This window comes from Actinophytocola sp., assembly GCF_036378875.1.
In the GTDB taxonomy this organism is placed as follows: Bacteria; Actinomycetota; Actinomycetes; order Mycobacteriales; family Pseudonocardiaceae; genus Actinophytocola.
The window spans coordinates 39,240-60,801 of the sequence record NZ_DASUVO010000025.1 but is presented as its reverse complement, the minus strand read 5'-3'; the positions used below and the strand labels follow the sequence as shown (position 1 = coordinate 60,801).

Annotated in this window: 19 protein-coding genes; 16 read left to right on the top strand and 3 right to left on the bottom strand. The window is 70.0% G+C overall.

Annotated elements, in window-relative coordinates; all coding sequences use genetic code 11:
* The coding region (locus VF106_RS07670; RefSeq protein WP_330838884.1) for a hypothetical protein at positions 1 to 706 on the bottom strand (706 nt) is incomplete at its 3' end.
* A gap of 188 nt (positions 707 to 894) precedes the next feature.
* Between VF106_RS07670 and VF106_RS07665 the strand changes: the two genes are divergently transcribed.
* The 5 genes from VF106_RS07665 (at position 895) to VF106_RS07645 (ending at position 6,596) form a co-directional block, all read left to right on the top strand.
* Entirely contained in the window at positions 895 to 1,800 is a 906-nt protein-coding gene (locus VF106_RS07665) for a hypothetical protein (RefSeq protein WP_330838883.1), read from the top strand.
* Between the two features lie 66 nt (positions 1,801 to 1,866).
* A complete protein-coding gene (locus VF106_RS07660; RefSeq protein WP_330838882.1) occupies positions 1,867 to 2,802 on the top strand; it encodes a helix-turn-helix domain-containing protein in 936 nt (311 codons plus the stop codon).
* 97 nt (positions 2,803 to 2,899) lie between these two features.
* Positions 2,900 to 4,651 carry an FAD-dependent oxidoreductase gene (locus VF106_RS07655; protein WP_330838881.1) on the top strand — a complete coding sequence of 584 codons (1,752 nt, stop codon included), beginning with the start codon at positions 2,900 to 2,902 and terminating at the stop codon, positions 4,649 to 4,651.
* Between the two features lie 5 nt (positions 4,652 to 4,656).
* Positions 4,657 to 5,712: a maleylacetate reductase gene (locus VF106_RS07650; RefSeq protein WP_330838880.1), complete on the top strand. Its 1,056-nt coding sequence runs from the start codon at positions 4,657 to 4,659 to the stop codon at positions 5,710 to 5,712.
* The gene (locus tag VF106_RS07645) at positions 5,709 to 6,596 is read left to right on the top strand and encodes a hydroxyquinol 1,2-dioxygenase (protein WP_330838879.1); all 888 of its coding nucleotides are present in this window, start codon (positions 5,709 to 5,711) and stop codon (positions 6,594 to 6,596) included. The genes VF106_RS07650 and VF106_RS07645 overlap by 4 nt, the downstream gene beginning before the upstream one ends.
* Positions 6,597 to 6,629: 33 nt before the next feature.
* Here VF106_RS07645 and VF106_RS07640 read toward each other — a convergent pair whose 3' ends face one another.
* The gene (locus VF106_RS07640; protein WP_414638892.1) at positions 6,630 to 7,367 is read right to left on the bottom strand and encodes a M15 family metallopeptidase; all 738 of its coding nucleotides are present in this window, start codon (positions 7,365 to 7,367) and stop codon (positions 6,630 to 6,632) included.
* Positions 7,368 to 7,541: 174 nt separating this feature from the next.
* On the opposite strand from VF106_RS07640, the gene VF106_RS07635 reads away from it, so the two are divergent.
* Positions 7,542 to 8,201, top strand: a complete 660-nt coding sequence (locus VF106_RS07635) for a peptidylprolyl isomerase (RefSeq protein WP_330838878.1) — start codon at positions 7,542 to 7,544, stop codon at positions 8,199 to 8,201.
* Here the strand turns inward: VF106_RS07635 and VF106_RS07630 are convergent.
* On the bottom strand, positions 8,198 to 8,707 hold the full coding sequence (locus VF106_RS07630; protein WP_330838877.1) for a GNAT family N-acetyltransferase: 510 nt from the start codon (positions 8,705 to 8,707) through the stop codon (positions 8,198 to 8,200). The two genes, VF106_RS07635 and VF106_RS07630, sit on opposite strands and share 4 nt — an antisense overlap.
* Positions 8,708 to 8,739: 32 nt before the next feature.
* Here VF106_RS07630 and VF106_RS07625 point away from each other — a divergent pair, with 32 nt between their 5' ends.
* From VF106_RS07625 to VF106_RS07580, 10 genes are all read left to right on the top strand, one after another.
* Positions 8,740 to 11,562: a helix-turn-helix transcriptional regulator gene (locus VF106_RS07625; protein ID WP_330838876.1), complete on the top strand. Its 2,823-nt coding sequence runs from the start codon at positions 8,740 to 8,742 to the stop codon at positions 11,560 to 11,562.
* 196 nt (positions 11,563 to 11,758) lie between these two features.
* Positions 11,759 to 12,220, top strand: coding sequence for an AtaL-like protein (locus tag VF106_RS07620; RefSeq protein WP_330838875.1), 462 nt, complete (start codon positions 11,759 to 11,761; stop codon positions 12,218 to 12,220).
* The gene (locus VF106_RS07615) at positions 12,217 to 13,635 is read left to right on the top strand and encodes an MFS transporter (protein ID WP_330838874.1); all 1,419 of its coding nucleotides are present in this window, start codon (positions 12,217 to 12,219) and stop codon (positions 13,633 to 13,635) included. Before VF106_RS07620 ends, VF106_RS07615 begins: the two co-directional genes overlap by 4 nt.
* Before the next feature lie 29 nt (positions 13,636 to 13,664).
* Positions 13,665 to 14,267, top strand: a complete 603-nt coding sequence (locus tag VF106_RS07610) for a malonic semialdehyde reductase (RefSeq protein ID WP_330838873.1) — start codon at positions 13,665 to 13,667, stop codon at positions 14,265 to 14,267.
* A 41-nt stretch (positions 14,268 to 14,308) separates the two neighbouring features.
* Positions 14,309 to 15,067, top strand: a complete 759-nt coding sequence (locus VF106_RS07605; protein ID WP_330838872.1) for an SDR family NAD(P)-dependent oxidoreductase — start codon at positions 14,309 to 14,311, stop codon at positions 15,065 to 15,067.
* Positions 15,060 to 16,094: a methyltransferase gene (locus VF106_RS07600; protein WP_330838871.1), complete on the top strand. Its 1,035-nt coding sequence runs from the start codon at positions 15,060 to 15,062 to the stop codon at positions 16,092 to 16,094. Before VF106_RS07605 ends, VF106_RS07600 begins: the two co-directional genes overlap by 8 nt.
* A gap of 204 nt (positions 16,095 to 16,298) precedes the next feature.
* On the top strand, positions 16,299 to 17,474 hold the full coding sequence (locus VF106_RS07595; protein WP_330838870.1) for a 3-deoxy-7-phosphoheptulonate synthase: 1,176 nt from the start codon (positions 16,299 to 16,301) through the stop codon (positions 17,472 to 17,474).
* Positions 17,467 to 19,413 (top strand): anthranilate synthase family protein, encoded by a 1,947-nt coding sequence (locus tag VF106_RS07590; RefSeq protein ID WP_330838869.1) that lies wholly within the window; start codon positions 17,467 to 17,469, stop codon positions 19,411 to 19,413. Before VF106_RS07595 ends, VF106_RS07590 begins: the two co-directional genes overlap by 8 nt.
* A 46-nt stretch (positions 19,414 to 19,459) precedes the next feature.
* Positions 19,460 to 20,707, top strand: coding sequence for an aspartate kinase (locus tag VF106_RS07585; RefSeq protein ID WP_330838868.1), 1,248 nt, complete (start codon positions 19,460 to 19,462; stop codon positions 20,705 to 20,707).
* A 20-nt stretch (positions 20,708 to 20,727) separates the two neighbouring features.
* Positions 20,728 to 21,552 (top strand): 2-amino-3,7-dideoxy-D-threo-hept-6-ulosonate synthase, encoded by an 825-nt coding sequence (locus VF106_RS07580; RefSeq protein ID WP_330838867.1) that lies wholly within the window; start codon positions 20,728 to 20,730, stop codon positions 21,550 to 21,552.
* The last annotated feature ends 10 nt before the right edge of the window (positions 21,553 to 21,562 follow it).

The following is a 21,562-nucleotide window of genomic DNA, read 5'->3' as shown; positions in this document are numbered from 1 at the left end:
CCTGCGGGTCGGCGACCGCCCGACCGGTCAGGTTTCCGTTCTCGCCGGCCGCCCCGGCCGCGCTGGCCAGCGCGATCAACCGGTTGACGTCCTTGTCGGCCGGATCGGCCGGGTCGCCGCGGGTGTCGATCACCTGACCGCCGCTCGTGGTGAGCAGCAGCGTCTCACGCAGATCGCCGCCGATCGTGGAGCTCGGGAGCCGGGTGCCACGAGCGGCGACGAGCAGCCTGTCGCCGGGCAGCGCCTCGGCCACGACCATCCGCAGTGCGCCGTCCGCGCCGACGACCGGGTTGACGATCGTGCTGTCGATGGTCGGGGGGAGCGACTGCACGGGGACGGCCTCACCGCGGGACGCGACGAGGGCCCGCGTGCCGGCGTCCAGCACCGCCGCCCCACGCCAGTTCCCGTTCTGCAGCAGCCTCGTCAGCAGGTCCTCCGGCGTCGCCGCCGCCACGGCCGTCACCGCGCGGAGATCTGAGATGCCCTGGCTGGCCGAAGCGCCGATGGCCGAACCGGCGCCCCGGACGAGCTGGTCCTGGGACTCGGCGATGGCCTCGGGCACCGCGCCGGGGCCGCGGCCGTCGAGCAACATCAGGCACAGCCCCGCGTTCAGCAGTAACAGGACAAGCACGGTGATGGAGGGGACACCGACACCGGAGGGAAACCCGTTCTCCGGCAACTGGTCGGTCAATGACTGCCCCGCCATGGGGCGACGCGGTCGTCTGGTTCGGACTCCCATAGCTGCGCGCTTCACCCTGATCCGTAGTCGGCCAGTTTCCCGTCGTGAGCTATACGTACGATCGACCCATACCGGATCGACATTTGCGCCGAACGGTCGCCGAGGGTTAGGCGGTTCGGCCTAGTGCTTGTCACGGTCTCCTACACTCCGCGTCAGTGAACGGACTCCTTCGACAGCCGGTCCTGTGGTTCGCCCTCGGCGCGATGCTCGTCGCGGGCACCTTCCTCGTGGTCGTCGACGAGGAAGGTGCCACCCCGCGAAGTGCCGCCAGCCCGGCGACCGACCTCGGCGCGGACCTTCGCGAGTTCGCCACCGGTCTGGACGACGACGACCCCTACCGCCCACCCGAGCCGGCCGAACGAAATCGGCTGCTCTCGGTGCTGCGCGCACTGGAGGCGGGGGAGTCGACGGGCGCGGCGGACGAGCTGGGGTACACGGTGCGCACCGGCGTCGACCGGGAGACGGGCCGGCGGTTCGGGCTCGCGTACAACGGGCCGGACGAGCGTGCGTGGGGCTGGTACCTGGTCGACCTGTCAGAGCCGGTCCGGCTGGTGATCGAGGTGCCGCACCCCAACTCCGACCTGCACACCGAACCGATCGGGTTGGCGCTGTACCGAGCGGTGCCGGGATCGATCCTGTTGGTCGCCGGCACCCACCGTCGAGCCGCCGACGAGGAGGGCGACGTGGCACACCAGACCAACTCGATGTTCCACGCCGTGGCCAGCGACCTCGCCGGGCGTGGCCTGCCGCAGGTGCAGCTGCACGGCTTCCACGACGACAACCTGCCCGACACCGACGTGGTGATCTCACCGGGCGCCGGCGACGCGGGTGAGGTGGTACGCGGGATCGCCGACCGGATCGACGAGGACTTCCGGGTATGCAAGTCCTGGCGGGATGACTGCGGCAAGCTCGAGGGCACCACCAACGAGCAGGGTCGCGACGCGGCAAGACAACGCACGCCGTTCGTGCACGTGGAGATCAGCCGCAGCGTCCGGAACGACCGCGCCGCCTGGTCGTCGCTGGTGCGCGCGATAGCAAGCGCCGACCTGGACGAGGAGTGAGCCGCGCCGAGTCATGGTCGAATGGACCTGGACGAAACCAGAGTCCGCACGCGACAGGGAGGTTGCATGGTCGGCGCTGTCCGGATTCCCAGAGCGCGTCGCTTCGCCACCGCGCGGACCGACGGGGACCGTCAGGTCGAGCTGTGGGAACGGCACAACGCGGAGTCCCTGATCGCGCTCGCCTGCACGCCGCCCGCGGCCCGGTCGTTCGCGGCCGTGGAGGTGAACCTGCAGCTGGAGCGGGCCCATCTCGCCCGCGTCAGGGGCACCCGGCACGTGGTCGAGCGTTCCGCCGGTCTGGTCGAGGCCAAGCCAACCGACGCGATAGCCGTCTACGTGACGATCATGGGGGAGGCGGTCTTCGAGCAGGACGGGCAGCGGTTCGTGCTCGGTCCCGGACAGCTCCTGGCCTGTGATGCCGACCGTCCCTTCCGGCGCGGGTTCGGACACGGACTGGACGAGCTGGCCATGAAGGTGCCCCGGTCGGCGCTCACCGGCCTGGACACCGTGCGCACGCCCGTCGTCGTGGACGTGGGGCCGGGGGAGAACCAGCACGGCCGGGCGCTGGCCCGGCTCGTGGCACGGGCGGTCCGCCGCGACTGTCCGGTGCCGGCGGACGAGCAGGCGGTCCTCGAGCTCGTCTCGGTGCTCGCCGGTGGTGGTCACGTCGGTCTTCCCGTGGCGCACCGGGCCGCGGCTCGCGGGTTCATCGAGGAGAACATCACCGATCCGGCACTGTCCGCGGCCGACGTCGCGGCCGGCACGGGCATCAGCGAGCGGCACCTGTCGCGCCTGTTCGCGGCCGCGGGCACGAGCGTGCCCCGGCACATCCTCTCCCGCAGACTGGACATGGCGTACAGCATGCTGACCACCGCAACGGGTCCGCGGACCTCGGACGTGGCGGCGCGATGCGGCTTCACCTCGGTCGCGTACTTCTCCCAGACCTTCCGCAAGCGGTTCGGCGTCACCGCCGGCGAGGTCCGGCGCCGCGAGATCGCGTAGTTCCCATTTCCGCCATCTCGATCCGGATCGATGGCCTGGCCAGGGTCCGGCCACGGACACTCGCACCGACCAGCCCGGACGAGGAAAGGGTCGAACCGTGGTCGAGGTGGTGGAGACCGACGTCCTGATCGTCGGTTCGGGACCGGCCGGTGGGTCGGCGGCGCTGTTCCTGTCGACGCTGGGCATCGACAACATCGTGATCACCAAGTACCGGTGGACCGCGAACACGCCACGGGCGCACATCACCAACCAGCGCGCGATGGAGATCTTCCGGGACGTGGGCATCGAGGACCAGGTGCTGGCCGACGCCACACCGCACCACCTGGTCGGTGACACCGTCTTCTGCACGTCGATCGCCGGTGAGGAGATCGGTCGCATCCGCACCTGGGGGACGCACCCGACCCGGGAGGGCGACTACCAGCTGGCGTCGCCGTGCCTGGTGGTCGACATCCCGCAGACCTACCTCGAACCGATCCTGGTCAAGAACGCGACCATGCGCGGCACACAGACGCGGTTCTCCACCGAGTACGTCTCCCACACCCAGGACGCCGAGGGCGTCGACGTGCTGGTCAGGGACCGGTTGACCGGGGTGGAGTACACCATCCGGGCGAGATACCTGATCGGCGCCGACGGCGCCCGGTCCATGGTGGCCGCCGACCTCGACCTGCCCTACGAGGGCGCGATGGACATCGCCGGGTCGATGAACATCACCTTCAAGGCCGACATCGCGGCGTACGTCGGTCACCGCCCCTCGGTCCTGTACTGGGTGATCCAGCCGGGGGCGAACGTCGGCGGCATCGGGGCCGGCCTGGTGCGCATGGTGCGGCCATGGCACGAGTGGCTGATCGTGTGGGGCTACGACATCGACGACGAGCCGCCCGTCGTCGACGACGCGGCCGCGACCCAGATCGTGCGCGATCTCCTCGGCATGCCGGACATCGACGTCGAGATCACCGGCATCAGCCTGTGGGGCAACAACGAGATGTTCGCCAAGCACCTGCAGAAGGGGCGCGTCTTCTGTGTCGGGGACGCGATCCACCGCCACCCGCCGAGCAACGGCCTCGGCTCCAACACCTCGATCCAGGACTCCTACAACCTGGCCTGGAAGCTCGCCATGGTGCTGCGTGGGCAGGCCGACCCGAGCCTGCTCGACACCTACTCGACCGAGCGGGCGCCGGTCGCCGAGCGCATCGTGACGCGGGCCAACAGGTCGAGCCGCGAGTTCGTGCAGTTCTTCGAGGTGCTCGGCCTTCTCGACGCGACGACGGAGGAGGAGATGGTCGCGGCCATCGAGGAGCGCAAGGCCGACACACCCGAGGGCGCCGCCAAGCGCGCGGCACTGATCGACGCGATGGAGCTGAAGAACTACGAGTTCAACGCCCACGGGGTGGACCTCGGGCAGTTCTACCAGTCGACCGCCGTCGTCCCCGACGGCTCGTCACTGCCGGAGCCCACACGGGATCCCGACCTGTACTACGAGATGTCGACCGTGCCCGGTTCGCACCTGCCGCACGCCTGGGTCGGCGACACCATGCACAGACTGGCGATGATGGACCTCGCCCCCTACCACCGATTCACCCTTGTCACCGGTATCGCCGGGGAGGCATGGGTCTCGGCGGCCGACAAGGTGGCACAGGAGTTCGGCGTTCCGCTCGAGGCGGTCGTCATCGGGCCGGGCCGGGAGGTCACCGACCTCTACTACGACTGGGCGAAACTGCGTGAGGTCGAGGAGAGCGGCGCCCTGCTGGTGCGGCCAGACAAGCACATCGCATGGCGCTCGATGACGATGGCCGGCGACCCCGAGGACGTGCTGCGCACGGCGATGGGCCAGGTCCTCGGGAGAGCGTGAGGGACATGCGGTTCGACCACGACACACTCGCCCAGCGCGTGCGGTTCGCCTCCGGCGCGGCGGCGGAGAACCTCGCCGTCGAGATCAAGGGGCTCGGGGCGTCCCGGGTCATGGTGATCGCCGCGGAAGCCGAACGCGCACTCGCTCGTCGGGTCGCCGCCGGCCTTCCCGTCGCGCACTGGCATCACGAGGTGGCCATGCACGTGCCCGTCGAGGTCGCCGAGCGGGCCAGGGAGGAGGCCGCCGCCCATCGGGTCGACGCGCTCGTGTGCGTCGGCGGCGGCTCGACGACCGGTCTGGCCAAGGCCGTGGCGCTCACCACCGGTCTGCCGATCGTCGCGGTGCCGACCACGTACGCGGGCTCCGAGGCGACCAATGTCTGGGGCCTCACCGAGAACGCCAGGAAGACCACCGGCACCGATCCCCGGGTGCTCCCGCGCGCGATCGTGTACGACGCGTCGCTCATGCTCACCCTGCCGGCCGCCCTGAGCGTCGCGTCCGGACTCAACGCGTTGGCACACTGCGTCGACTCGATGTGGGCGCCGCGCGCCGACCCGATCAACCTGGCACTGGCCGGCGAAGGCATCCGGGCACTGCGCGTCGGACTGCCACTGGTCGCCGCCGACCCCGGCGACCTCGAGGGACGGGAACACGCCCTGTACGGCGCCTACCTCGCCGCGGTGGCGTTCGCCTCGGCGGGATCGGGGCTACACCACAAGATCTGTCACGTGCTCGGCGGGATGTTCGACCTCCCACACGCCCAGACCCACGCCGTCGTCCTGCCCCACGTGCTCGCCTTCAACGCGCCGGCGGCGCCGGACGCCGAACGACGTGTCGCCGCCGCCCTCGACGCCGAGTCCGCGACCGAAGGGCTCGCCCGGCTGCGTGCCCGGCTCGACGCGCCGAGGGCACTTCGCGACTACGGCATGGCGGAGTCCGGCATCGTCCCCGCCGCGGAGGCGATCCTGGCGGTCGTGCCGACCGGCAACCCGACCGCCGTGACCCTCGACGGCATCACCAGGCTTCTGCACGCGGCATGGGAAGGAGCGGAGCCCCGATGACCGACGGCGTGTCCGCGAAGCAGGAGCGTCGCGAGGCCGATCTTCTCGAGCGCGTCGTGCGTTCGTTCGACGACTGCCCCGACCCGCGACTGCGGCAGCTGATGACCGCGCTCGTGCGCCACCTGCACGCCTTCGCCCGCGAGGTCCGCCTGACCGAGGAGGAATGGGCCAGGGGCATCGAGTTCCTCACCGCCACCGGGCACATCACCGACGACAGGCGCCAGGAGTTCATCCTGCTGTCCGACGTGCTCGGCCTCTCCATGCAGACCATCGCGATCAACAACGAGGCCTACGGCGATGCCACGGAGGCGACGGTCTTCGGTCCGTTCTTCGTCGAGAACAGTCCCGAGATCCCGACCGGTGGCGACATCTCCGCAGGCGCGAACGGGGAACCCTGCTGGGTCGATGGCACCGTCAGCGACAGCGAAGGCAACCCGGTCACGGGTGCTCGCATCGAGGTCTGGGAGGCCGACGAGGACGGCTTCTACGACGTCCAGTACGACGACGACCGGGTCGCGGCCCGCGCCCACCTGTTCACCGACGCTCAGGGGCGGTACTCGTTCTGGGGCGTCACACCGACGCCGTACCCGATTCCCCACGACGGTCCCGTTGGCGAGATGCTCGCCGCCGTGGGCAGATCACCGATGCGGGCCTCGCACCTGCACTTCATGGTCAGCGCCGAAGGACACCGCACACTGGTCACCCACATCTTCGTCCGGGGTGACCGGCAGCTCGACTCCGACACGGTGTTCGGCGTGAAGGAGTCCCTGGTGAAGGACTTCGAGCGCCAGGCACCTGGCACCCCGACACCGGACGGACGGTCGGTGCACGGGCCGTGGTCGCGGGTCGCCTTCCACATCGTGCTGGCCCCGGCTGGCACGTGACCTGTGTGCCAGGTCCCTCGGCCTCGGTCGTGGTCAGCTCAGTGCGCGATGGCTGACCGGGAAGTCGAAGTACGTGTCGGGGAAGGGCTCGTTGTTGAGGGTGAAGTGCCACCATTCCTCGGCGAGGTTGCGGAAGCCGACGGCCACCAGGGTGGCGCGGAGCAGGTCGCGGTGCTGGCGGGCGGCACCGGTGATGGCCGGGTTGTCCGTGTGGGACAACGGGTCGAAGCAGTCGTAGCCGGTGCCCATGTCGACGCCGTTGTCGGGAAAGCGCTGTCCGACCGGCGCGAAGCAGGCGACCAGCGGCTCGCCGGGGATGTAGGGCCGTTGCGGGCGTACGGGAAGCTTGACCAGCGTGACGTCGAGCGTGCTACCACGGCTGTGGCCGGACTTCTCCGCGATGTAGCCGTCGGCGAACAGCCTCGTCTTGTCGACGTTGGGGTAGAACTCGGCTTTCATCCGCTCGTCGTCGAGGTCCTCGGCCCAGCGGACGAAGTGATCGACCGCGCGCTGCGGGCGGTAGCAGTCATAGACCTTGAGCGTGTAGCCCTGCCGCAACAGCGCGCGCTGCGCGGTGCGCAGGGCCGTCGCGGCCTGACGGGTGAGGATGCACTCCGGCTGCCGGTAGCCGTCGATGCGCTCACCGACGAAGTTGTGCCGCCCGAAGTAGCGGATGTCGTACCGGATCGTCGGATCGACGTCGCGAAGCGCGACGAACCCAGGTGGCGCACTGTTCTTTTCGCTCGCGACGGCGGGTGAGGCGAGAGCCACGCAGAAGACGAAGGCGAACACAGCCGCGCTGAAGCGAGAGAATCGAGACACAAATTCCGACCATACACAAGCGATCATGGCTTCGGGAGGCGAGATTTGCCGCCGTCCGGGCTGACCTGGGCAAGCTCCCGCGGGGCTCGACGGCTGACGTGGTGAGGCGCTAGCGTGCGGCGCATGGTCTCGCGTCGCGTCGTCGCTGTCGTGTCCCTTCTCGCCGCTGTGGCGGTGTTGCCGGTGACGGGAGGCGGTGCCGCGGCGGCGCCGGCCGGGGGCGCCGCCGCGCGGTGCGAGTTCATCCCGACGCCGGAGAACCCGCCGGCCCGACCGGTGCGGCCGCCGAACCCGAAGGCGCCGGCCAGTGGCACCGCGACCGTGGTGCTCGCCACCAACTACGGACTGGTCGCGATGGAGCTGGACCGGTCGAACGCGCCATGCGCGGTGCACAACTTCACCCACCTGGTGCGCAGTTGGTTCTACAACGACACGCAGTGCTGGCGGCTGACCAACAGCGCCCGGCTCGGTGTGCTGCAGTGCGGTGACATCTTCGAGGTCGAGGTCGGCGGGCCCGGCTACCGCTTCGCCGACGAGGTCACCGGCGCGGAGACCTACCCGCGCGGCACGGTGGCGATGGGCAACCAGGGCCCGGACACCAACGGCAGCCAGTTCTTCATCGTCCATTCCCACGCGAACATCGCCCCGGCGTACACGATCCTCGGCCGGGTGACGCACGGTATGTCTACAATGGACCGCATCGTGGCGGCCGGCATCGCCGACGGCGCGCAGGACGGCCTGCCAGCCCACCCGGTGCGCATCCTCTGGGCCATCACGATCTAGGGGCTCACGATGCGGTGCTCGAGTACCTGACCCGGCCACGTGCCGACGGTGAACGGGTGCGTCGGGACGAAGCCGTTGCGTTCGTAGTAGCGGACGAGTGACCCGTCGCCGCCGCGGTAGCAGTCGACGCGGACCAGTGTCACCCCCTGCTCGACCGCCAGCGAGCGGGTGTACGCCAGTAGCCGGGCACCGATCTCGCGGCCAGCGTACTGCCGCGACGTCAACAGCAGCCTGACGTACAGCTCCGGTTCATCGACCGGTTCGACGCCGGCCGGTGGAACGTCGTGGGTGATCAACGCGCCCACCGGTGTTCCGTCCAGCTCGGCGATCCACAGGTCGGTCTCCTCGACCCTCTTCCTGATCGCCTCGACCTTCTCCGGTTGTGACGACCACGGCTGGGTGCCCCACTGCTCGGTGTTGCCGCGGGCCACCATCCAGGCGACCGCCTCGTCGAACATCGCCATCAGGGCGGGCACGTCCGCCGCGTCGCCGGACCTAATTCGCATGCGTCCCTGTCTACCCCCGTTAGGTTGTACCCATGGTGGTTGGGGGCGGTCGGGCACTCTCCCCGCTCGTCGGACGGGAGGACGTGTCAGAGCTTCTGCGTGCCGCGCTCGTGTCGGTGACGACGGGGAACGGTGACTGCCTCGTCATCGAGGGCCCCGCCGGCATCGGCAAGAGCAGAATGCTCGCCGAAGCGGCCGCGCAGGCCGGCGAACTCGGCCTGACCGTCGCGGAGGGCCGGGCGACCGAACTCGACCGGATCGCACCGTTCAGCACCCTCCTCACCGCGTTGAGCGTCTGTGACCCGCCGGTGCTCGACAAGGACGGCCTCGCCGGCCTCCGCGACCACGCGGACAGCCGGTTCTGGCTGATCGACCGGCTCGGCGGTGTCCTCGAGTCCTACAGCCACGCCCGTCCCCTCGTGGTCTCGCTCGACGACGTCCAGTGGGCGGACGAGCTGACGGCCCTCACCCTCCGAGTACTCGTCCCGGCACTGCGGTCCCTACCGGTGCTGTGGCTGCTGGCCCGCCGCCCCTTCCCGGGTCGGTCGGCGTCGCAGTACGCCTTCGACTGGCTCATCGCCGAGGGCGCTCGGCGGCTGCCCCTCAAGCCACTGTCCGAATCCGCCGTCGCCGAGCTGTGTGCCCAGACGATCGGGGCCGTGCCGAGGGACTCACTGCTCGAGCTCGTCGCCGGCAGTGGCGGCAACCCGTTCCTGCTGGAAAGCCTGCTGACCGGCCTCCGCGAGGGCAACCGGGTCCGGATCGAGGACGGCGCCGCGACCGTCTCGGGCACGGGGCTGCCGGTCGGGTTCGTCGCCGCGGTCGACCAGCGCCTCCGGGACCTCTCCGCCGAGGCCCGCCGCCTGCTCGACGCCGTCGCGGTGTTCGGCAGGCCATGCACCCTGCACGAGATCGCCGGCCTGCTCGAAACACAGGCGGTTCGGCTGGTCGACCCCGCCCAGGACGCCGTGCAGGCCGGCGTGCTCGTCGACAACGGCACCACCCTGTACTTCCAGCACGACCTCGTCCGGGAGGCCATCTACGGCGGCCTGACCGGCCCGGCCCGCCAGGCACTGCACCGGATCGCCATCGACGTGCTCCAGAACGAGGGCCGGCCTGCCCCGGAGATCGCCGAGCACCTCATCCGCGGTGGCAAACCCGGCGACGCGCGCACCCTGGCCGTGGTGCGGGACGCGGTGGCGGAGGTGGCGGCGACCGCACCGGGAGCCGGCGCCGACCTGATCCTCGGGGCGTTGGGCACGTCCGGCGGCCGCGACCCTGAGCGGACCCGGCTGGTCGCGGACGCGGTCCAGCTGCTGGCCTCGGCCGGACGGCTCGCCGAGGCTCGTGAGCTCGGCGAGTCCTACCTGCGCCGAGGACTCGAGGCGCCGGTGGAGGCGGCCGTCCTGCTCGGGTTGGCAGAAGCCCTCAAACACGCCGGCCAGGACGAGTCCGCGATCAGCTACACGCGACGCGCGCTCGAACTGCCGGACATCCCGGCGGGACAGCAGGCTCACCTGCTCGCGATCCAGGCGCACGCGCAACTGCAGACCAACGACATCGCCGGTGCGAACGAGGCGGCCGAACTCGCCGTCCGCCTTGGCGGCGAGGCTGGCGAGCACTCCGCGGTCGTGTTCGCGATGGAAGCCCGCGGTGTCGCCGCCTACGCGGGTGGCGAGCTGGCCGCGGCCGCTGGTTTCGCCGATGCCGCCGTCCGCCTCGCCGACACGGTCGCCGGCCCGGCCCGGCACCGCCATCCCCGGCTGTGGCAGGGCATGGTCCTGACCGCGATGGACCGCTTCGACGCCGCGGCCGACACGTTCGCCGCGGACAAGATCGCCGCGGACGAGCTGGGCACGGCGTGGTCCCGGCCGCTGTGGCATCACCTGCACGCCGACTTGCTGCGCGTGTCGGGCCGGCTGGACGACGCGGAGGCCGTCGCGGACGCCGGCGTGCGTGCCGGCCAGCAGTTGGGTGCCATCGCGGTGACCCCGGCACTGCTGGCCACTCTCGGCCAGATCGCCATCCACCGCGACGACCTGCCAGCGGCCCTCGACCACCTGCGACGGGCGCGGCACCACGTTCACAGCGGGATCGGGGTGATCTCGGAGGAGTTCACCTGGGAGCTGGCGCTCTACGAGGAGGCGGTCGGCCGGCCGGAACAGGCATTCGAACTGCTCACCCCGCTCTACGACGGTTTTCCGGACCGGCTGTACCTGGTGGTGCACGATCGGTCGGCCGGTGCGCGTCTGGTCCGGATCGCGCTGCGGGTCGGCGCCGCCGACCGGGCCGAGGCGGCCGTGGAGGCCACTCGCGTGGCCGCGGACCTCAATCCGGACAACGCCTCCCTCGCCGCGGCCGCCAGCCACGCCGCCGGTCTGTTGCGCGGCGACCTCGAACTCCTGCGTGCCGCCGTCGCCGCGTTCCGGGAGGCGCCTCGACCGTACGACCGGGCGTCCGCGATGGAGGACACGGGCGTGGCCGAGTGCGCCGCCGGTCAGGTCGCCGACGGAGTCGCGCTGTTGAAGGACGCGCTGACCGAGTACGCGGGTATCGACGCCAAGCGCGACGTCCGCCGCGTGCGCGGCCGGCTGCAGGCACTCGGCGTCCGGACCGGCGGGACACGTGGCGGCCGGCGGGCGAAGACCGGCTGGGCGAGCCTCACCGAGTCCGAGCTACGGGTCGCCCGGCTCGTCGCGCAGGGCAACACGAACCGTCAGATCGCGGCCAGCCTGTTCCTGTCGCCGCACACCGTGGACAGTCACATCCGGCACGTGTTCGCCAAACTCGGCGTGTCCAGCAGGGTCGAGCTGACCCGCCGCGCGCTGTCGGACGACCAGCCCACGTCCGGGTAGTTCGCGGTGTGACGGCGAAAAGCCCGCCGTCACACCGAATTCGCCGCTATCACGTGTTCACGTGATCCACGGGCCTGCGTTCGACTGGTCTGGACATCACGCGGATCGGGGATGTTCGCGGCAGCCGAATCCGGCAACCTCCTTGTCGGGACAGCGCATCGGCGCATGCGACGACGAGAGGCCCATCCAGATGATCATGTTCACGCACACGGTGCCGATCGGTCTGTTCCCCGACGAGAACGCGCCGGACCTGCTCGACCAGCTTTGGACGATCCTGGTGCACAAGGCGGAGAATCCCGTCGGCTATGTGCCCGCCATTACCGAGGCCAAGGTCATCGAGCACTATCCCGACGGGTTTCTGCGCGAGATCGTGGTGCGCGGCAAGGATCGTTACCGCGAGCGCGTCACGCTCGTGCCCAACAGGCGCGTGGTGTTCGACCAACTCGACGACCCACTGCACAGCCTGATCACCAACGAGCTCGGCCGGAGCGCTGATGGCGGATACACCTACACGTTGTGCGTGACGCTGTCCCCTGAAGGACTGGCGAGGGCCCAACAGGAGCCCAGTTTTCTGTGGGCCAGTGACACGATCTTCTTCGACACCGCACGGGCCAGCGCGAACAGCCTCCGGCTCACCGCGGAGAGGGCCGAAGGATGACGTCGCCGGCGCGCTCACCGTGGATGATCTTCAGCGTGCTGGCGGTCACCCAGTTCATGGTCGTGCTCGACGCCAGCATCGTCTATGTCGCGCTACCGTCCATCCAGCGTGATCTCCATTTCTCGCAGGCCGATCTGTCGTGGGTGATGAACGCCTACATCCTGGCCTTCGGCGGCGTGATGATGCTCGGTGGTCGCATGGCCGACCTGCTCGGCAGGCGCCGTGTGCTGCTCGCCGGTCTCGTCTGGTTTGGACTGGCCTCGCTGGCCTGTGCGTTGGCCGCGACACCGTGGCAGATCGTGGCCGCCCGCGCCGCGCAGGGACTCGGCGCCGCGTTCGTGGCTCCGTCCGCGCTCGCCCTCGTCACCGACACGTTCCCGGAGGGACCGACCCGGTTCAAGGCACTGGGCATCTTCGGCAGTATCGGTGGTTTCGCCGGCGCCGCCGGCACGCTGATCGGTGGCCTGCTCACCACGATCTCGTGGCAATGGGCCTTCCTGGTCAACATCCCGATCGTCCTCGCGATCCTCGTGATCGGTCCGAGACTGCTCCCATCCGCGCGACCGGCCGCGACCGGTGGTATCGACCTGGTGGGCATCGCCAGCAGCGTCGGCGGCCTTTGCCTGCTGCTGCTGGGAATCCTGCGTGGCGGCGTGCAGGGTTGGGGGTCGACGCCGGTGCTGCTGGAGTTCGCCGGCGCGCTCGTGCTCCTCGCCGCGTTCGTCTTCCGCCAGGCCAAGGCCCGGGCACCGCTGGTCCCGAGGGCACTCGTCGCGACCCGTGGCGTCATGATCGGTAATGGCGCCAACGTCATGGCCGGTGCCCTGCTGTTCGGGGTCTACCTCGTGCTCACGCTCTTCCTGCAGACGGTCCGCGGCTACACCCCGCTCCAGGCGGCACTGTGGACACTGCCGATCAGCGTGAGCCTGTTCCTCGGCTCGAACCTGGTGCCGCGCCTGTTCGGCCGCCTTTCGCCGAGAGGCGCGTTGGGCATGGCGTTGGGCCTGCAAGCCGTCGGTCTCGTCTGGTGGGCGCTTTCCCTTGCGTCGGAAGGGCTGTTGCTGACGAGCTTCCTGCTGCCGGCGATGGTCTGGGGCTTCGGCTGCGGTGGCGCGCTGGTGGCGGCGTTCGTGGTCTGCACCAGTGGCGTGCGCGGTCAGGAGATGGGGGCGGCATCGGGTCTGGTGAGCACCACCCTGCAGGTTGGCGGTGCACTGGGGGTCGCCGTGCTGACCACGCTGTCCGAAGTGGACGACAGCGCGAACGGCGTGGTCAGCACGGCGCACGGCCAGTCCATCGCGCTGTGGGGCGCGTCGGCGTTCGCCGTCGTCGGCGTCGTGCTGATGCTCTGGCTCCGTCGGGCCGATCCGGCGCCGGCCGTGACCCCGGCCGTCCGGGCCGGCACGCGGTCCTGACGTGCCACCAAGACAGGAAGGACACGTTGATGTCGTCGCGGCACCTGTTGCTCGACCCGCACGCGCAGGACCTGTTGTTCCGCAAGGCCCGCACCGCGCACGCCTTCACCGGCGAGCCGGTCGACGACGAGCTGCTCGCCGCCGTCCACGAGCTGGTGAAGTGGGCGCCGACGTCGTTCAACCAGCAGCCGCTGCGGATCGTGCTGGTCCGCTCGGACGAGGCGCGGCGCAGGCTCGTGCCTCTGATGTGGGACTGCAACCAGGCCAAGACCGCCACGGCGCCACTGGTCGCCGTGCTGGGCGCCGATCTGGGCTTCCATGAGTACCTTCCGGAGCAGTTCCCGGCCTTCCCACAAGCGAAGGACGTCTTCTTCTCGAACGACGACGTCCGGTGCGAGTCGGCCGTGCTCAACGCCTCCATCCAGATCGGGTACTTCATCCTCGGCGTTCGGGCGGCGGGTCTCGCGGTTGGCCCGATGACGGGCTTCCAGGCGGACAAGGTGAGCGCGGAGTTCTTCCCGGACGGCCGGCACCGCGCGCTCGCAGTGATCAACATGGGCCGGCCGAGTACCGGCGCGTGGTTCGACCGGTTGCCACGCCTGCCGTACGACCGGGTTTTCACATCGTGTTAGGCGGATCGCACGATCCGCGCACAGAAAAAGGAGACCGTAGGATGCGACGATTCACCGACAAGACAGTGCTGGTGACCGGAGGTGGGTCTGGCATCGGTCGGGCGACCGCGCTGGCTTTCGCCGACGAGGGCGCGATCGTGGTGGTGGCGGGCCGCACCAGGGAAAAGCTGGACGAAACCGTCCGGCTGATCGAGGAGAAAGGAGCCAAGGGCGGCGCGGTCATCGCTGACCTGACCCGTTCCGACGACGTCGCGAACCTCATCCAGACCACCGTGTCCAGCTACGGGGGACTGGACGTCGCAGTTAACAACGGCGGCGTCCTCGCGGCCGCCGGTCCACTCTCGATGATCGAAGAGGACCAGTTCGCCTCGGTGCTGACGACCAACGTCACCGGCACGTGGCTCGCCATGAAGCACGAGATCGCACACATGACCAGCCACGGCGGCGGCACGATCGTCAACGTGTCCTCCTCCGTCGGGCCGCACGTGACCGTGCCGTACCTCGGTGCCTACGGCGCGTCGAAGGCCGCGATCAGCTCACTCACGCGTACCGCCGCCCTCGAGTACATCGGCGCCGGTATCCGTATCAACGCGGTGAGCCCCGGCCCGATCGACACCCCGATGTCGCTCCTGCCCGGCGAGTCGGACGAACAGCGGGCGGAGCGGCTGCGCGAAGCCCTGCCGATCGGGCGCGTCGGGACGGTGGCCGAGGTCGCGAACGCGGTGCTGTGGCTCGCCTCGCCGGAGTCGTCCTACGCGGTCGGCGTCGACATCGTGCTCGATGGCGGCGGCCATGTCTGAGCAGGACGCGATCGAACCGCTCCGTGAGCTTTTCTACGCGCACTACCGTTTCCAATATCTGAGCGCGGGCTACCGGCTGGGCCTGTTCAGCGTGTTGGCCGAGCAGCCCGGCCTGACCCACCCGGAGATCGCCGCACGGCTGGGTCTGCAGCCGCAGCCCGCGCGGATCCTCCTGCTCGGCTGTACCTCGGCCGGCCTGCTGCGCAAGGACGACGACCGCTACTGGAACTCGCCCGTCGCCGAGCCGCTCGCCGCGTCGCCGACCGAGGTGCCGGCGGCGTTCGTGCCGTGGGAGCAGCACGTCAACTACCGGCCGATGGCCTGGTTCTACGAGTCGCTGAAGGAGGGCACGAACGTCGGGCTGCGCAAGGAGATCCCCGGGGACGCGACGACCCTGTACGGGCGGCTCGCGCTGAACCCGGAGCTGGAGACGACGTTCCACAACATGATGGGCTCGGTGAGCCGCCGGGTGGCCGAGGACCTGGTGGACCGGCTCGACCTGTCCGGCTACAGCCACCTGCTCGACGTCGGTGGTGGGACCGCCGTCAACGCCACCTATCTGGCCCGCCGGTGGCCGAACCTGCGCGTCACGATCATCGACCTGCCAACGGTCGCGTCCGCCGCCAACGAGAAGATCGCGGCCGCCGGCCTCGCCGAACAGGTGACGGCGGTCGGCCTCGACGTGTTCCGGGACGAGTTCCCGCGCGGGTGCGACGCGGTGCTGTTCGGCCACTTCCTGGAGATCTGGTCGATCGAACGGAACCGGGAGCTGATCGCGAAGGCCGCGCGAGCCGTCGACCCAGGCGCTGGCGCCTTCGTGGTGACCCCCGGCGCGGACGACGACGGGACCGGTCCCGACCTCGCCGCCGCGCTGTCCGCCTACTTCCTCACTGTCGCGTCTGGTGAGGGCATGACGTACACGGGGGCGGAGTACGAGGAGTGGTTGCTGGACGCCGGTTTCGAGCCGACCGGAAGACTGACCGTCGGCAATCTCGGCGACATTGTGATCACGGGCGTCCGGAAATAGTAATCGCGTCCGCACTCACGGTGGCGGGTTGATGTCGACGACATCGGCCCGCCATTGTGTTGTCGTCCGATCTACCCGTTCGAGTAGTGCTCCAATCCTGCTCGGCAATTAGAGTTGCCGCCGGGTGGGAGAAATTGGTTACTCGATGGGGGATCCGTTGTGGCTTCACCGCGACATCAAATTGATGCCGAATATCTTGAGCCGTTGACCGAGGGGGAGACGACCACCTGGCGGTCGATGCCCGCGCTGCAGCAGCCGGACTGGGGCAACAGCTGGCTGATCGGGAAGGTCCGGTCCGACCTGGCCACTATGCCCGCTCTGGTGCACCGCACCGAGATCGAACGGCTGCGGGTCCTGCTCGCCGAGGTCGCGCTCGGGGAGCGGATGGTCGTGCAGGCGGGGGACTGTGCCGAGGATCCGGTCGAGTGCGTGCCGGAGGTCCTCAGCCGCAAGGCCGGCCTGATCGACGCGCTGGCCGGTGTGCTGCGGACCGCCACCGGCCTGCCGGTCGTGCGGGTGGGCAGGATCGCCGGCCAGTTCGCCAAGCCGCGGTCCCACGAGACCGTGTACCACGACGGCACGGCGCTTCCGGTCTACCGTGGCCCGCTGGTCAACGGGCCAGAACCCGAGGCGAACGCACGACGTCCGGATCCGCTGCGACTCGTCGCCTGCTGCCAGGCCGCGACGACCGCGACCAGATATCTGCGCGGGGCCGTCGAGCCGACCGTGTGGACCAGCCATGAGGCGCTGATCCTCGACTACGAGCTGCCGTTCGCGCGTCGGGGCGGGGACGGCGCCCTGTTCCTGACCTCGACCCACTGGCCGTGGATCGGTGAGCGCACCAGGGATCTCGACGGTGTGCACGTCACTCTGCTGTCGGCGGTGCGCAACCCGGTCGCCTGCAAGATCGGCCCGAAGGCCACGACGGAGCAGGTGCTCGGCCTGTGTGAGCGGCTCGACCCGGACCGGGAGCCGGGCCGGCTGACGCTGGTCGCGCGCCTCGGTGCCGGGGTGGCCGCGCGTCGGCTGCCCGAGCTGGTCACGGCGGTACGGGCGGCCGGGCATCCGGTCATCTGGCTGTGCGATCCCATGCACGCCAACACCGTCACGGCCTCGAACGGCCGCAAGATCCGGCTGCTGCCCACGGTGCTCCGCGAGGTGGCCGAGTTCCAGCACGCCGTGACCGCCGCCGGTGGCGTCGCGGGCGGACTGCACCTGGAGACGACCCCGCACGACGTGCTGGAGTGCGTCGACGACGAGGCGGAAGCCCGGACCGTGGAGGCGGCCAGGTACACGACGCTGTGCGACCCGCGGCTGAACCTCACGCAGGCACTTGCCGTCGCGTCGGTGTGGCGGGCGAGCGGGGCGCACCATGGATGACCGGCTCCTGCAAAGGATCACGGTGCCGAACCCGCCGCCGTTCGCGCTGCTCCACCGGCCGGAGTCCGCCGCCGGACAACTGGACGTCCTGTTCGGCGCGGTGTCCATTGTGGACAAGATCGCCGACATCCCGCTGCGGACCGGCATGGCCGCCGGCACCCAGGACGTGCTCGCGCTCCTGCCGTACCGCCAGGTCGTGGAACGCGGGTTCGACTGCCTCGACGACGGCACGCCACTGGTCGTGCTGACTGTCGACGAACAGGAGTCGGTGCCGGTCGAGCAGCTCACACGGATGGTGCCGGACCTGCCGATCCAGGTGCGCGACGAACGGTTCGACCTCGACGACGCCGACTACGCGGACCTGGTTCGTCGGGTACTGGCCGACGAGATCGGCCGCGGCGAGGGTGCCAACTTCGTGCTGAAGCGCTCGTTCCTGGCCACCATCGTCGACTACTCGCCGGCCGTGGCGCTCACGGCGTTCTGCCGGCTCCTGCGGGAGGAGTCGGGCGCCTACTGGACCTACCTCGTGCACACCGGATCGCGGACGCTGATCGGCGCGTCACCGGAGCGGCACCTCACGGTGTCGGACGGCGTCGCCACCATGAACCCGATCAGCGGCACCTACCGGTACCCGCGGTCGGGTGCCTCCGTCGTCGACGCGCTGAGCTTTCTGTCTGACCGCAAGGAATCCGACGAGCTCTACATGGTCCTGGACGAGGAACTGAAGGTGATGGGCAGGATCTGTTCGTCGGGCGGCCACGTCATCGGTCCCCGGCTCAAGCCGATGGCCCGGCTCGCGCACACCGAGTACCTGATCGAGGGACACACCGACCTCGATGTCCGGCAGGTCCTCCGCGAGAGTGTGTTCGCCCCGACGGTGACCGGAGGCCCACTGCAGAACGCGTGCCGGGTGATCGCCCGGCACGAGCGGACCGGCCGCGGTTACTACGCCGGCGCGCTCGCCCTGATCGGCGCCGACAGCGGAGGGCGGACGACCCTCGACTCGGCGATCGCGATCAGGACGGCGGACGTCGATCCGGCCGGCCGGCTGCGCATCGACGTCGGCGCGACGCTGGTCCGCGGCTCCGACCCGGACGCGGAGGTCCGCGAGACGTGGGCCAAGGCGGCCACCGTGCGCGCGGCGTTCGGGCCGGGTGGCGGCCGCGTGTCCGGGGCAGACACGCGGCCGTCGGACGGATGGGCCCGGCACCCGGCCGTACTGGCCGCGCTGCGTGCCCGAAACGACCGCCTGGCACCGTTCTGGCTGACGTCGCGACCGGGGCGGGAACCGGAGTCCGGTCCGCGGGTGCTCGTCGTGGACTGCGAGGACGCCTTCACCTCGATGCTCACCCACCAACTGGTCTCGTTGGGGCTGCGGGTGGTCGTCGAACCGATCGGCGCCCGATCGGTCCCGTCGGACCACGACCTCGTCGTGCTCGGGCCCGGTCCTGGCGACCCTCGGGACCTCGCGGAGCCGAAGATCGCGGCGATGCACGCACTGGTGCGGCGATTGTTGGGTGACCGGATCCTGTTGCTCGCGATCTGCCTCGGCCACCAGGTGCTGTCCTCCGTGCTCGGCCTCGAGCTCGTGCGCAGGGCGATACCCAACCAGGGCACCCAACTGCCCGTGGATCTGTTCGGCCGGCGGATGGAGTGCGGTTTCTACAACACCTTCGCGGCCCGCGCCGACAACGACCTGATTACCTCACCATTGACGGGTGGCCTTGTCGAACTGTCCCGTGACGGGACGACCGGTGAGGTCAACGCGATGCGTGGCCGGGGCTTTTGTTCGGTGCAGTTCCATCCCGAGTCCGTGCTCACGAAATATGGCGTCAACATCCTGTCCGAACGTGTCACGGATCTGATTCGAATGACCGCACACGGTGAAGATCCCGGACTACTCGACCAGGTAGTGGGCGGAATGGGAATTACTCGATAGCGTGCTGGCGGGGACTTTCTTTGATCGAATTCCGGTGGGGGGCAGCGTGGATATTCTCGTGCGGAAGTACGGCGGCACGTCGGTGGCCGATCTGGACCGGATGCGTGGTGTGGCTCTGTCGGTGGCGCGGGCGCACCTGACCACGCCCACGGTCGTCGTGGTGTCCGCGCAGGGCGACGCGACGGACCGACTGCTGCGCACCGCCGTGGACGCCGGGATGGTGCGGCCGACACGCGAGACCGACCAGCTGCTCGCCACCGCGGAGTGCGCGTCGGCGGCGCTGTTGGCCATCACGTTGCAGGCGATGGATGTGCCGGCCGTGTCGCTGACCGGAGGGCAGGCCGGGATCTCGGTGGCCGGCCCGCCCGGCGCCGGCCGGGTCGTCCACATCGATCCGGCTCCCATCCGGGCTTTGCTCGAGACGGGAGCGGTGGTCGTGGTGGCCGGCTTTCACGGCGTCGACGACACGGGCACCGTCGTCACGCTTGGCCGGGGCGGCTCGGACACCACGGCCGTCGCGGTCGCCGTCGCGCTGGACGCGCTCCGGTGCGAGATCTACACCGATGTGGACGGTGTGTGCAGCGCGGACCCGCGCATCGTCGAGACGGCAAGGCAACGGCCGACGGTCGAGATCGAACCGATGGTCGAGCTGGCGTTCGCCGGCGCCAAGGTCCTCCATCCCAGGGCGGTGGAGCTCGCCGCGGCGCGACGTGTCGAGCTGCTGGTGGCCAACTCGCTCCACGACCGGCCTGGCACGGTCATCGCACCCAAGGGCGGCGACCATGCTGGGCTGGAGGAGCATCGCATCGTCGCCGTGACCAGTGATCTCGACGTGGCCCGAGTGCTGATCCGCGCCGGCACGACGAACCGGGACGCGGCCGTCGACGTGCTGAACGTGTTCGCGCGGCACAACGCGCCGGTGGACCTCGTCGCGAGGTCCGGTCCGTACGAGGACGAGTTCCGGATGGGATTCACCATGCGGCACAGCGACTTCGCCATCGTCGGCGACGAGCTGAACCGGGTCGTGACGGCGACCGGCGGCACCATGGTGCTGGACGAGCGGGTCGGCAAGATCTCCATGATCGGGACGGGACTGCTCAACCGTCCACAGTACACAGCCGACATGCTCGCGATCCTGGCCGCCGCCGGCATCGCGATGAGCTGGGTGTCCACGTCGCAACTGCGCACCTCGGTCATCGTGCCCGTCGACCGGGCCCACGAGGCGGTCGCGCTGCTGCACGAGCGGTTCCTGTGCGACGAACACGCCGACTCGATGGCGATCGCGACAGGATGACAGACAAGGAGAACTGGGGGATGTCGAGCATTGGGGCGTTCGGGCGGCAGGTCCGGTTGCGCCGGCTGTACCGCCACGACGACCACCGGCTGCTGGTCGTGCCGTTGGACCACGGGGTGACCGACGGACCGATCGCCGTCGGCCGGTCGCTGAACCACCTGATCGGCCAGCTCGCCGACAACGGCGCGGATGCCGTGGTGCTGCACAAGGGCACCGCGCGGCGGGTCGATCCTGGGTGGTTCAGCAGGATGTCGCTGATCGTGCATCTGAGCGCCAGCACCAGGTTCGCTCCCGACCCGGACGCGAAGTACCTGGTGGCCAGCGTCGAGGAGGCGGTGTGCCTCGGCGCTGGAGCGGTGAGCGTGCACGTGAACCTCGGCTCGCGCGAGGAGGCACGCCAGATCGCCGACCTGGCCGCCGTCGGCGCGGCCTGCGACCGCTGGAACATGCCGCTGCTGGCCATGATGTACCTGCGGGGACCCGAGATCGACGACCCACGCGACCCCGCGTGGGTCGCGCACGCGGCCGCGCTCGCGGCCGACCTCGGCGCGGACCTCGTCAAGACCGTGCACGTCGGCTCGCCGGAGCGGATGGTCGAGGTCACCAGGGCCTGTCCGGTGCCGGTCCTGGTCGCCGGCGGTCCGCGTGCCGGCACCACGGCCGAGTTCCTGAAGTCGGTCGCCTGGGGGCTGCGTGGCGGTGCGGCGGGCGTCGCGGTCGGCCGCAACATCTTCCAGGCCCCCGACCCCGGCCAGCTCACCCGCGAGCTGTGCGCCCTGGTGCATCCCGGATCCGGGTCGGGTCACGACGACGTCGCCGAACCCGTCCAGGTCGCCGCCGGCTGAGCGTTCGATC